10 protein-coding genes are annotated in these 13,603 nt (G+C 32.3%); 8 read left to right on the top strand and 2 right to left on the bottom strand.

Annotated elements, in window-relative coordinates; translation table 11 throughout:
- Positions 1-77 precede the first annotated feature (77 nt).
- The 7 genes from NEF87_RS11610 to NEF87_RS11580 all read left to right on the top strand — a co-directional run bounded on the left by NEF87_RS11610 (position 78) and on the right by NEF87_RS11580 (position 9,711).
- The gene (locus NEF87_RS11610; RefSeq protein WP_457919941.1) at positions 78-1,202 is read left to right on the top strand and encodes an ABC transporter permease; all 1,125 of its coding nucleotides are present in this window, start codon (positions 78-80) and stop codon (positions 1,200-1,202) included.
- A complete protein-coding gene (locus NEF87_RS11605; protein ID WP_457919940.1) occupies positions 1,202-2,191 on the top strand; it encodes an ABC transporter permease in 990 nt (329 codons plus the stop codon). The genes NEF87_RS11610 and NEF87_RS11605 overlap by 1 nt, the downstream gene beginning before the upstream one ends.
- 10 nt (positions 2,192-2,201) lie before the next feature.
- Positions 2,202-3,779, top strand: coding sequence for an ABC transporter ATP-binding protein (locus NEF87_RS11600; protein ID WP_457919939.1), 1,578 nt, complete (start codon positions 2,202-2,204; stop codon positions 3,777-3,779).
- Between the two features lie 3 nt (positions 3,780-3,782).
- Entirely contained in the window at positions 3,783-4,583 is an 801-nt protein-coding gene (locus NEF87_RS11595) for an ABC transporter ATP-binding protein (protein ID WP_457919938.1), read from the top strand.
- Between the two features lie 31 nt (positions 4,584-4,614).
- Positions 4,615-5,634, top strand: coding sequence for a hypothetical protein (locus NEF87_RS11590; protein ID WP_457919937.1), 1,020 nt, complete (start codon positions 4,615-4,617; stop codon positions 5,632-5,634).
- A 424-nt stretch (positions 5,635-6,058) separates the two neighbouring features.
- Complete coding sequence (locus NEF87_RS11585) at positions 6,059-8,647, top strand: glycosyl hydrolase 2 galactose-binding domain-containing protein (RefSeq protein WP_457919936.1); 2,589 nt, start codon at positions 6,059-6,061, stop codon at positions 8,645-8,647.
- Positions 8,648-8,706: 59 nt separating this feature from the next.
- Positions 8,707-9,711, top strand: coding sequence for a carbohydrate kinase family protein (locus tag NEF87_RS11580; RefSeq protein ID WP_457919935.1), 1,005 nt, complete (start codon positions 8,707-8,709; stop codon positions 9,709-9,711).
- A gap of 20 nt (positions 9,712-9,731) precedes the next feature.
- Here NEF87_RS11580 and NEF87_RS11575 read toward each other — a convergent pair whose 3' ends face one another.
- The gene (locus NEF87_RS11575) at positions 9,732-10,835 is read right to left on the bottom strand and encodes an SIS domain-containing protein (protein WP_457919934.1); all 1,104 of its coding nucleotides are present in this window, start codon (positions 10,833-10,835) and stop codon (positions 9,732-9,734) included.
- Between the two features lie 152 nt (positions 10,836-10,987).
- Between NEF87_RS11575 and NEF87_RS11570 the strand changes: the two genes are divergently transcribed.
- The gene (locus NEF87_RS11570) at positions 10,988-11,719 is read left to right on the top strand and encodes a polysaccharide deacetylase family protein (protein ID WP_457919933.1); all 732 of its coding nucleotides are present in this window, start codon (positions 10,988-10,990) and stop codon (positions 11,717-11,719) included.
- Between the two features lie 556 nt (positions 11,720-12,275).
- Here the strand turns inward: NEF87_RS11570 and NEF87_RS11565 are convergent.
- The gene (locus NEF87_RS11565) at positions 12,276-13,598 is read right to left on the bottom strand and encodes a phthiocerol/phthiodiolone dimycocerosyl transferase family protein (RefSeq protein ID WP_457919932.1); all 1,323 of its coding nucleotides are present in this window, start codon (positions 13,596-13,598) and stop codon (positions 12,276-12,278) included.
- Between the last annotated feature and the right edge of the window lie 5 nt (positions 13,599-13,603).

Below are 13,603 nucleotides of genomic sequence, written 5' to 3'. Positions count from 1 at the left end.
AGTGATAAAGAAGGTTTTATTTCACTCTAATTTCACACATAATTGATAAATTTTAATTAAAAAAAAAAATGATTGATATGGCATCAAACTTAAGTGCTAACGACCATAATTCGTATGATCAAAACACCTCTTCATCATTAGACATTGAGTCTACACTACTAATTAAGGAAGTTGAGAAAAAAAAAAGTGTTGTGGGCTATTTTACTGAATTTTTCTCTAATTCATATGTTAAATTTATTCTGAAGAAGGCTGTTTTTTACTTATTTGTATTTTGGATAACTGTTTCAATTGCATTCTTGATTCCTCGCCTTTTACCTGGGGATCCTTTAGCAAAATTGCTTCGACCCCCTCAAGGTATGGTTACTCCAGAAGCTTTAGCTGCATGGGATGTAAGAAAGCATGAAATGGAATCTTATTTAAATTTAGATAAATCTCTCTTTATGCAATATTTATTATTTTGGAGAGATTTCTTTCAAGGAAATTTAGGCTTTTCCTACAATAAAGAATTAACCCCAGTAACAGAAGTTATCGGTCCAAGATTGATTTATAGTTTGCTCGTTGTAATTCCAGTTGTTGCTGGAAGTTTCTTGATTGGTAATAATGTCGGTGCTTGGGCAGGATATCGTCAATCAAAATTTAGCATGCGCATTTATTATTTATTCGTATTCCTTCAATCTGCTCCTTATTTCTGGACGGCATACATCTTTCAATATATTTTTATAACGAAAGGGCCAATTCCATTGACCCCTCCATCAATTACAACACCATTTGTAGATACCTTGGGAATGTATTTTATGATTATTGTATTATTAACTCTCTGCTTTTCTGGAGGGTGGGCTACTGGAGCTAGATCTATGATGATTTACGAAACTGAATCTGATTATATCTTATATTGTAGGAAATTGGGTTTTGAAGATAGTAAATTACGTAAATATGCCCTCAGAAATGCAATGTTACCTCAACTAACGGGATTAAATCTAAGGTTTAATGAATGTTTAGGTGCAACTTTCATAATTGAATATGTTTTTGCATGGCCTGGTTTAGGCGCTCTTTCTATTAACGCAATGTCTTCACTGAATTATACTTTGATGGTCGGTACTTTTGTAGTAAACATTATTATTGTTGTTTTTGGGAATTTCTTAATTGATATATTATACGGATTCATCGATCCAAGAATTAGAATAACTGGAGGTAATGATTAATGGCACAAGTTAGTAAAAAATCACTGAATTCCACTTTAACTCTAGAAGAAACAAATTTAGTTATTGAAGAAAAACAGAAACGTTTTAGTATATTCTGGAAAAAAAATAGAGCAAAAATTATACCTCTAATTATACTCATAGGCTATCTTCTATTGGGATTTGTAGGATCAGTTATTTGGAATGATCCAGATTTTATTTATATCCAAAAATCTGATGGAGAACTCGGAACAAATCTTTCGTATCCTGCATGGTTGGAATTTCTTTATCGAAAAAGTCCTTTGTATGGAACTCCTTACATGCAATTTAGCGATTTACCCTTGGGAACTAATGGAGAAGGCAAAAGTTGGTTTACAATTTTAGTGCATGCTTTGAAAAATTCCCTAATTATTGGGATTATTGCTGGTTTATTATGTGTTGTTCTTGCAGTTCTAATCGGTATAATTGGACCATTTATAGGGGGAATTGTTGATGATGCATTGGTTTTAATAACCAACATCTTTCTTGTTTTTCCAGTTATTCCTTTTATTATTTTATTAAGTACTACATTCCAAACAACAAAAACATGGCATATTGTCTTAGTTATTGCACTCTTCAATTGGCCTTGGGCTGCTCGTTCCATTAGATCACAAGTTCTTTCTTTGAAAGAGCGAGATTTTGTTAAAATTTCAAGAATTACTGGACAACATCCAATAAAAATTGCATTCGTCGATGTATTACCTAATATGTTTTCATATATTTTCTTAGTTTTTACAATTCTGATTAATGTTGCAATTCTCACCGAAGCAGGAATTGCTATTATTGGAATTGGACAAACAGAAAATTGGACATTGGGAAGAATGTTGGATGTTGATCGAGTAAGTCATGTCACTCCTGGATATTTTCATTTATGGATCCCTACTGGATTGTTTTTGACTTCATTCCTGGTGTTGATGTATGTTATTAATACAAATTGGCAGGATATTTTTAATCCCCGATTGCGGGAATCATAGGTGGTATGTAATGGTACAAGAAATATTAAATGTAAATAAACTCGTTGGATGCTATAAAGGTTCTTTCGGAAAAGTTTATGCTGTAAATGATGTTTCGTTTAAAGTAAAAAGTGGGGAAGTTATAGGTATTGCTGGAGAATCAGGTTCGGGAAAATCTACTTTAGCTGAATTAGTCTCAGGGATGCCTCGTCCTCTTTTACATTGCGATAGCGGACTTATTGAAGTTAAGGGATATGATATTTATCGAATCGATCAAAATATATTAAGATCCGAAGTACTAAGTCAAATTATAGGATATGCCCCCCAAGCATCTATGAATTCCCTTAATCCTGTTCTCAAAGTCAAAAGATTTCTATTGGATGTAATGAAACAAAGAACAGCGCAGCAATTGGGGCTTGGAAGAAAAATTCGATTAAGTAATATGCTAATATTGGAAGGTATTAAAAATAAAGATGCAATCGGTATTCAAGACTCAGAAATTCATAATTTCATAGAGCTATTTTTAAGATATTCCCAAATCGCTAAAAATCCTACCTATGAGTTTTCACTCTTCTTAACCAAGATTTTTGAGAAAGACCTTGACTTTCATTCATTTAAAATAATGAAGGATAAAGTTCCTTCTCATATTCAGAATAAAATGGCCATGAAAATTAATCTTGAAGAAGACGAAGAACTCTCGGCATTTCTAACTAATTTAATAAAAACAACTAACGCAACAGTAATCCATGATCTGTTATTGAATAGTATTAACAATCTTAAGCAGTGGGAAATTGAAGAAGATTTTATCAAAATGCTTCACATTTCGATTAATCGGAAAATATATAAAAAACTTCAACCAGCGATTGATCCTATGCTTAAAATGGTATTTGCAAATCAAGATATCGTTAGAATAAATCCTAATTGGGGAATATTATTTCCAGAATCAATTTCAGGGTTACCTCCTCATACATTGAAATCTGATGAAGAAGTTCTTCAAGAAGCAATAATTCATTTGGAGAAATTGGGATTGGATCCAAAAGTTTTAGATCTTTATCCTCATGAGCTGAGTGGAGGGATGAAACAAAGAACAGTTATTGCCATATCGACATTGTGGAATCCAAAATTATTAATTGTTGATGAGCCAACTAGCGCTCTCGATGTTTCGACTCAAAAAAAATTGTTAGATTTATTTGTTCAATTAAAACAAGACAAAATCGTTGAATCTATGTTGTTTATATCTCACGATATCCCAACTTTACGCCAATTATGTACACGTTGTATTATCATGTATGGAGGAGAAATCGTTGAAGATGCTGACATGGATACAATAATTAATAACCCAAAACATCCATATTCTCAAGCTTTAATTGGAGCGATTGTCTCCTTTAATCCGGATGGCTCAACAGAAAAAGAGTTGTCTCGTATTGAAGGTCGACCTCCTGATTTACGAGACCCTCCAAGTGGATGTCGATTCCACCCTCGCTGTCCAAAGGTGATGGATATATGTAGAGAAAAGATACCGAATTCTTATTATCCAAATGGAAAGGACCATCCTGTGAAATGTTGGTTATATGATGATCAACTTGAAGTTAAATTGGAGGAAGCATAATTCATGGATTCAGATGATATTATATTAAGTTTACAGCAAGTTAGCAAAATCTATACTTCAGGATTAATCAAGGTGACTAAAACCACCGCGGTAAATGATATTTCATTTGATATCAAAAAGGGTGAAATTTTATCTTTAGTGGGGGAGAGTGGAAGCGGCAAATCAACTATTGCAAATATGATTCTTAGAATATTAGATTCGACAAGTGGAAGAATATTTGTGAGTGGGACAGAGATTTCTGAATATTCTCTTAATGATTATTATAATCAAGTTCAAATGGTTTTTCAAGATCCTTTCAGTTCTTTCAATTATTTCTTCAAAGTTGATCGAGTGCTAAATCAAGCAGTAGATTTTCATTTTGGGAAAAAGATTTCAAAAGGAGAACGGCTAAAAAAAATTCAAGATTCCTTAAAACTAGTAAGCCTAAATCCTGATGAAGTACTCGGTCGTTATCCTCATCAACTGAGTGGTGGGCAGCTCCAGAGATTTCTACTCGCAAGAATTTTGATCATTGAACCAAAAATTTTGATTGCCGATGAACCTACTAGTATGGTTGATGCATGTGCAAGAGCCGAGATTCTAAACCTTTTAAAACGTTTGCGAAAAGAGATTGATATTTCCATTGTATTCATCACCCATGATATTGGTCAAGCTCAATTTATTTCGGATAGAGTGATCGTCATGGAGAATGGATTTTTAGTCGAACAAGGTCCAACCAAACAAGTTTTCTTAAATCCGCAGCATAAATATACTCAAAATTTGCTTGCAAGTGTCCCTAGTTTGTATCGGAAATGGAATTCCTAATTTTTTTTTGATGTCTTTATTGGTGAATCTTGTGGATGATTTGCATTTTCTCGATGGTTTTATTGTAGGGGTTAAAATCTATGAACATAATGGTGATTTATTAACCCTTTTCGATGAATTAAAAGATATCCATATAAATGTGGTAATTGCTTCAAAAAAGCTAAATGAAAACCCTGATTTTTGTCGTCTCGCCAAAAAAAATCAAATAAAACGCTTTCTCCTCTTCCCTACCTTTTATTCTCCAGAATTTTTAGAACAAAATCCTAGTCATTATGCAATTCAGAAGAATGGTAATATTGCTAAAACGGAATGGGTGGAATTTGTTTGCCCTTCACGCTTGGATTTCCGGAAATTAAAAATTGAACAGTTGAAAAAATGGGTCCAAAAATATCAACCAGATGGAGTAAGCATTGATTTTATTCGACATTTTATTTTTTGGGAGAAAGTATATCCCAATACAAGTCCTGAATCTTTACCAAACACCTGTTTTTGTGACAATTGCATGAAAACATTTCAAGAATTAATTGATGGGCAAATACCTGCAAAAAGTCCTAATGAATATTATAAATGGATTATGAAATATAAAAAGAAAGAATGGATAAGATGGAAATCTGAGCTGATCACATCGATGGTCAAGGAAATGGTTGAAGAAATAAAAAAGATCAATCCATCTATATTAATAAACATTCATGTTGTGCCATGGCAGCAAAAAGACTTTAATCAAGCACTTAAAGTAGTAGTTGGACAAGATTTAAAAGAATTGGCTCAAATTGCAGATTTTCTCTCACCGATGACTTACGCCCATATGATAAAACAAAAACCATCTTGGATTGCTTCTGTTGTCAATGATATTTATAATACAACGAAAAGTAAAGTAATACCGAGTATTCAAGTTTCAAGGTGCTATTTAGAAGATGAAATAAGTAACAATTATTTTAGAAAATATATTAAAGAGAGCTCTAAAAATCCTTCTTATGGATTTATTTTTTGGTCATGGGAAAGACTTTCTTTTGATCAAAAAAAGTTGATAAAAATTTTGATAGACCACTAAGAGTAGTGTGATTTGCAAAGATATTTAAGGAATATTTTGTTAAAAATAATTAACCAAACCAATTGTTTTTTTAATGTTTTACTAACCCCTTCTAAGAGAAGAGTTATTTCTTCTCTTAGTCCCCCAACTTTTTTCAATTTTTCCACGTTTAGCCTAAATTATTAAGTTGGGGTGGAATTGAGTTTTAAATTTTATTCTTAATTTCAAAAAATCTATGAGCTGCTTCTTATTCTAAAAATATGGCTTAGAATTAACTTAAACTTCAATACACCCAGTTTATCACGTTGAATCTTCATTCTAAATACAAAATGTGGGATGATTTTTTTTTTGAGATTCCAATTATACCAATATTTAATAAATATTAAAACACTAGTTACTACTAAAAGTAGTTAAAATTTCTATTGATATTTTAAGGGGTTTAAGTATGAAAAAAATGATTAAATTAGAAAATAATTGGAAGATGCAATCATCAGACAATATTAGGGTTTCTGGGAAGGAAATATCTTCACTTAACGTTCATATTAATAACTGGAATGCTGTAAAAGTTCCTACTACTGTTGTTAATGGATTATTACAATCTGGAAAAATTGAAGATCCTTACTATAATATGAACTTGAAAAAAATGAATGGATATAAAGTAGAGCTTGATGGTCAAAATTTTGAAAGTCATTATAAACCTTCAGATAGCCCCTACCGATCTTCATGGTGGTTCCGAACAGAATTTGAACTAAGTACCAATGAACAAGATAATTTGTATCAATATTGGATTTTTCTTAAAGGAATTCATTATCGATCTAATATTTGGTTAAATGGAAAACGTATTGCTGGTTCTGATCATGTTATTGGATCTTATCGAAGATTTTTATTAAATATCACAAATTTCTTAAAGTTTAACGAAACTAATGTTATTGCTTTAGAAGTCTTTTCATCAGAACCAGATGAGCTTGGAATTAGTTTTGTGGATTGGAGTCCTTTACCACCTGATGATGATATGGGAATTTGGCAACCAATTTACTTATGCGAATCTGGAAGTGTAATTATCAAAAATCCTTACGTAAAATCACAGATATCTTCTGATCTTGAAGAAGCCCGTATATCTATTGATTTTACTGTTGAAAACACATCTGATCGACATGAATTTGTAACTATCCAAGGCAAAATAGAAAGTTTGAAATTATCTAAAACCATTGAAATTGCCCCATATGAAAAAAGAGTTATTAGTTTGACATCTGAAAGTTTTAAACAATTAACTATAATCAATCCTCGGATTTGGTGGCCTTATCAACTAGGAAGCCCAGAATTATATGAACTTAACTTAAAACTTATTATTTCATCGAATGAAGAAAAGAAACTAATTTTATCTGATGAAAGAAACATTAAATTTGGAATTAGAGAGATAAATTCAAGAATCAATGAATTTGGTTCCAGACTTTACCAAATAAATGGGCAAGATATTCTCGTTCGTGGTGCAGGATGGACATGTGACTTAATGCTACGTCATAATATTGAAGATGATAGAAACCATATTGCCTTGTTAAAAAACCTAAACTTTAATACCGTCAGATTAGAGGGAAAATTAGCTTCAGATGAATTTTGGGATTTGTGTGATAGTGAAGGAATTTTAGTTATGGCTGGATGGTGCTGTTGCAGTCATTGGGAAAAATGGGATGAATGGAAAGCGGGAGATATTGATATTGCATTAGAGTCGACAAAAAGCCAACTCTTCCGGCTAAGAAATCACCCAAGTTTTATGTGTTGGTTGTATGGTTCAGATTTTCCTCCAATTAAATCAGTGGAGGCTAAGTATTTAGAAGTTCTAAATGAATTAGTTCCTAATCTTCCATTACTTTCAAGTGCATCTCATAATCCATCTTATTTAACAGGTGATTCTGGGGTTAAAATGACTGGGCCCTACACATATGTTCCACCGATTTATTGGTATGATAAGAATCAAATTGGTGGTGCTGAAAATTTCAATACTGAGACCAGTCCCGACGTTTGCATTCCTCCTCTGGAAAGTATAAAGAAGATGATCCCTCAAGCAGAATTAAGATTAGATAGTGATGCTTGGAAATTTCACGCAGGTTTAAGTGCTTTCAAAGATACTTCTTTAATAGAGAGATCTGTAATTAACCGATACGGTCCATTTGACGATCTTCCTGAATTTGTCAAACTTTCTCAAATATTAGGTTATGAAGCGTGGCGAGCTATGTTTGAAGCTTATGCACGAAATTTCCCAAAAGGTACTGGTGTTATTGGTTGGATGTTGAATAGTCCTTGGCCTAGTTTAATTTGGCAACTTTATGACTATTATTTCAATGCAAATGGTGCGTATTATGGGTCCAAAATTGCGTGCGAACCAATTCATATCCAATATTCATACGATGATCATTCTATCTGGGTAATAAATTACACAAACAAAGAAAAAACATCTTTAACGGCAAGTATTGAGATTTTTGATATCAATTCAAAATTAATAGGCTCTCAACTCATCCAAAATCTTTCAATCAGTAAATATGACCAAATATCAATATATAACTTAAATGATTTAATTGATCTCAAGGATCTACCAGAAAACTACTTCTTAAATCTAACCTTAAGAAAATTATCTGATCCTGAATGTGAATCAAAAAACTTCTATTGGTTGGCAAAAAAACAAGATATTTTAGCTGATGAACATGAATGGCCTTTTACACCAACAATTGAAGCAGCTGATTTAAGTTCTGTTAGAAATTTGCCAAAAACCAATTTGTTAAAAGAGATTTCTATCGAAAAAGCAGAAAATAACTATTACATAACAGTGGAACTTAACAATCCAACAGATGTCATAGCTTTCTTTATATGGGCTAAAATAAAAGATTCTTCTTCGAAGTCTTATATTTCACCTGTTTATTGGAATAGAAATTGCATTTCGATAGTACCTAAAGAAAAATATATCCTTAAAGCACAAGTAGATGTCTCCTACTTTTCTGGAGACCCCGAAATAGAAATAATTGGATTCAATACTGTATAGTTGGATGCAATGTCAATTTGGAATTCGGTTTTTTTATCTTTATTTGATAGGTTAGTAAAATGAATGAAACGAATAATTTTTCTCAAAAAATTGTGATCATTGGAGATGTCATCTTGGATGCGATTTCCAGTCCATTCCCAATTAAAAAAGAAATGCTATTAAATGAAAGTGAAACTCTTGTAGATTCAATAAAATACCAAAGAGGGGGTTGTGCAGGAAATTTTGCTTCAGTATATAAGAGTGTATTTCCATCTAGCGATATTCATTTAGTCTCACGAATTGGAATGAATCCTTTTGGGGATTTTTTAATCAATGAATTCCAATCTCAGAATATTAATTGTTATTTTAATCAAGATTTAACCTGTCCCACACAGACATCACTAGCTATTACTTATAGTAATGGCAAAAGGCATTTCATCACATCTTTAGGTGGTTTGGCCAAATTCAATATAGATGATGTTCCAAAGGATATCTTAATTGATGCTCACCATGTAGCTTATCGAGGGATTTGGTTCTCTGAGAAATTATTATTACAAGCGGAAAAATTGTTAATTTGGCTGAAAGAAAATACCTCTGCTTCAATTTCACTTGATCTGGGATTTGATCCATTCTGGAATCTGCCTAATGTTTATAAAGAAGAAACAATTTCTAAGATAAGAAGAAAATCGCTTCTCAATATATTAAAATATGTTGATATACTATTTGGAAACGAATCTGAGATTTGTACCTTAACCGAAAATTATATACTTGAATCGGCTGTTGATGAGTTAATTTCAAAAGGTGCTAAATTAATTGTTGTACATCAAGGAGAAAAAGGAAGTTCCATATATCAATTAAATTCTGCAAAAAATGAAGTTAAAGTTAAAAAAAGGAACTTTCCAGCGTTACCAGTTGAAATAGTAAATCCAGTAGGTTCTGGAGATACATTTGATAGCATTATTATTGGATATCTTTTAAAAGGCATAAGTATTGAAAATGCAGTTAAATATGCAACCAAAGGTGCCTCTTATTCAATTTCAAATCTTCCTGGTTCTTCAATCACTCGGAATATAATAGAATCCTAATAAGATGATAAAAAAAGTTATCACAATTTAGAAATTTTTGACAGATTTTTTGGCTTATCACAATTTATATTTTGGATAATTGCGATTTCAACAACAAGTAATTGAACTGGAATAATTGAAAGTAATGGATAGAATATTTCCCTACATTTAGGGATTTCTATGAACAAATTTAATCCTTCAACATCATCTTCGGAGCTTTTAATTCCTAAGATTGTTATTCCTCGTTCCTGTAATCGTTTTATTAATTTTTGAATATCTTGATATCGTGATTTCGCTTCAAGTCTTGGTATCATGCATATTACAAATGCATCTCTTGGATCTGATAAAAGAGTGATCGGTCCATGAGGTGTTTCTGCTGTAGAAAAGGCTTGTGAGAAAATTCTTGCACCTTCTTTGAGTTTTAGTGCAATTTCCATACAATTTGCATAATCTGGCCCTGCTCCTATAACAAAATTGTTTCTTGAGAATTTAAAGAAAGGTGCGATTTTTTGAATTTCTTTCTGAAATAATGGCATAGTTAATTCAATTAGATTTGGAATAACTTGAAATTCTGCCCAAATGGACTTATATTCTTCCTCAGTCATTTTATTTCTCAGATATGCAAGATCTATTGCCAAAGCTGCAAGAACTGCCAGCTGAGAAAGATATGTTTTTGTTGCTAAAATACTTTCCTCGGGACCTGCTTCTGTAAAAATTGTATTTTCTTCTGCCAATTTGGCTAAAGTGCTTTCTTTTTGATTTGTTATTGAGATAACATATGAACCGACCTCTTTTGCTTTCTTTGCAGAATAAGCTGTCAATTCCGATTCCCCAGATTGACTTATACAAATTGAGACATGTTTGGGGGCTATTATTGGTTCGATTAAATATGGAAATTCAGGAGCTAGTTCACAATGAGTGGGAATATGTGCTAGCTGATTAAACCAGTAAGTTGCAACTAATCCTGCATGATAGCTGGTTCCTGAGCCAAAAATGTATATCGACACGCATTTACTTTCAACAATTCCCTTGGCGATTTCAAAAATACGATCTCTATTTTCTTTTTTGAAAACGGAATTCTGTATCGCTCTTGGAATTTCCCATACTTCGCGTTTGGTTTTTTCTCCTAACTTTACTTTTTCCATACTCTATCACAAAATTTAATTTAGTGCTAATATAGCAACAGATTCAAATACCAATATTTATTATAAACTAAAAATGTAACTACTTTGAGTAGTCATCAATAATAAAACTAATTTAGAACAAAATATAAGATTTGCTATGTGGGATTAAATCAATGATGAAAAAGGTATATCTAACTATAGATGATGCACCATCTGAAAAAATGAATGAAAAGCTTGATTTTTTAATTAATTCTGGCATCCCAGCTATTTGGTTTTGTACTGGCTCTAATTTAGAAAAGCGATCAGAAATTGCAATAAAAGCAATTGAAAATGGTTTTATTATCGGAAATCATAGTTTTGACCATCCACATTTCCCCGAATTATCATTAGAAAGCTGCATTAACCAAATATCAAAAACGGATCTGATTATTAAAGAGATATATCACAGAGCCGGAATAAAGAGCTATCCTAAATATTTTAGATTTCCTTATGGTGAAAAAAAAGGTCCTAAAGAGAAAACAGATGCTATTCAACGATATCTTAAAAATAATGGCTATCAAAGACCTCTATTCGAAAAAATAGACTATAAATATTTTCATAAAGAATTGGATGATGATGTTGATTGGTTATGGACCTTTGATACTTTAGACTGGTCAATTAATGCAGATAATCCCATTCACGGAATTGATTGTGTTGAAAAAGTTTTTGGAAGAATGGATGAAAATTTACCTGAAGAAGGCCGTGGATTACAATCTGATTCGCATGAAATAATCCTAATTCATGATCATCTCGAATCTTCTGATATTTTTCCTCAAATTATTAATCAATTCCACAATAAAAAAATCCAATTCGTATATCCTGAAGAAATAAACCAATATAGTTGGACTATGAAATCCAAAAGTTAAATGTTTTATGCTAATAAGGATGATATTTAATTGAAATTATTGCAGTTCAGCATCTTTTTCGCACTAAACCTGTATTAAAATAGTATTCAATACTTTTCCTAGTTGATTGGTGACTTTATTCGAAATTAGGGCATGAATCTGTAAAAAAAAATTGCTCATAATTGAGACTCTATAAGAAAAATAAAAGCAATTTCATATCAGGATCAAATATTGGGTCCATGGTTTTTTCCTCCATAAGTTTTTTTGGTATCGCAATTAATTATAATACCTAATATACAATATATTACTAAAGTATATAAGATGGGTGTTTGAAACATACATTAAGTGATTGAATTATGTATAAATTATACACTAAATAAATTATAGGATTCTATTCTAAATATTTAAAACTTGGAAAATCTTAAACTTTCAATCCAGGAGAGAAGCAAATCGCTTTTTTTTCATTTTAAACATGAAAGGATAAAAATTTCGTTTCGATTGAATATAGGGAACATACTACAGACCATATTATAGATCAAATAAAAAAATCATAACTGAGATTCTAAAGCAGTAGTATTTATCCATTTGTTATATTTGCAATAAATTCCGCAACGGTTTGATTTCCTTCTTTGTCTGTTGCGAGAATGGTGAGAAAGGTTTCCATAATCTTCGCAAAATTGGATGCCCATTCGGTAGAAAACGATGGATTTGTGTATCCAAAGGTGACATTAAAGCAATCGTGAACTGTATAGGCATGGGCTACCATTCCCGCACTCGATACACGGGGTGTATCATAACCCCCCGCAATAGCTTTGACTCCAAGAAGATTGAAACCGAGATAATTGGTCCGAATAGATATATTACCAACAGAAGATGCCATGCATGTGAATGGATTGGGTTCTACCATTATGTTCGACTGGTTTTGAACATCAAACCTAAACTTTAATGGATACTTGGATTCAAGCCCCCTTTTTATAAGATGAGTTGTTTCTTGGACTAAATTCCATAATTTCATTTCAGAATCGACATCTTGTTCCCACATACACGCTGAAGTCCCACAAACTGAATGTTCGTTCTTAATTGGAGGGGTTACATAAGGTCGCAAGTTCACAGGAATCCAGATTAGCATATGATGAGGAAAGGGTGTGAGACTTAGAGAATTAATTGTCACTCCAAGCATCTCTGCACAGGAGATAGCTGCTTGTACAGTAACATTATGTTTTTTACATGCTATTAGAAATCTTTCCGTTTTTTCTTTGTCAAAATCAAACCATACCGCAGATACAGGAGCGGGATCATTTGGATCGAGGTTTGATTGATATTTTAAAGGCGGTAAAAAAGGTTTTGTTTTATTGAACGATGGGATTTCAATAGCTTCAGGAGGGATGTGGGCTTGAATATTCAGAAATTCTAAAGATTTTACATCAGGGATGGGTTCTTGGGAGAGAATTTTGTCTAAGAAATTCAAAAAGGTATCCAAGATCGCAAAAGCTCCGATAAGATCCGATCCACAGTGATTAATCATGAAAAACAACTGATGATCGGTCAGTTTTTGATTTGATCGTAATCTGAGATACCATAGTTCAGGATAATCTTTTCGGGATTGGCTTGTCATTTCTTGTAATGTTAACTTCCAAGATTGTTCTGTTATATCCCCGATTTCTGAATAGAATTGATTATCTGGAATCGATTTTAACGCACTTCTTTCTTGGAATCGTAGTTTATATGGAAGACTCTCATCATTTTTAAGGTTCATACGTAGGTAGGGATGACGAAGTTGTGTGTAATACCACGCTTGATCGATCTCATCTTTAGATAATTTTGCATTAATAAACGCTACCAATCCAACACAATTATACGCATGAATTGCTTCGTAAAATTCAAGAGGACGGTTAATCATAAGTA

Source organism: Candidatus Lokiarchaeum ossiferum, assembly GCA_025839675.1.
GTDB lineage: Archaea > Asgardarchaeota > Lokiarchaeia > Sigyniarchaeales > Promethearchaeaceae > Lokiarchaeum > Lokiarchaeum ossiferum.
This window is presented reverse-complemented; position numbering and strand designations above follow the sequence as displayed.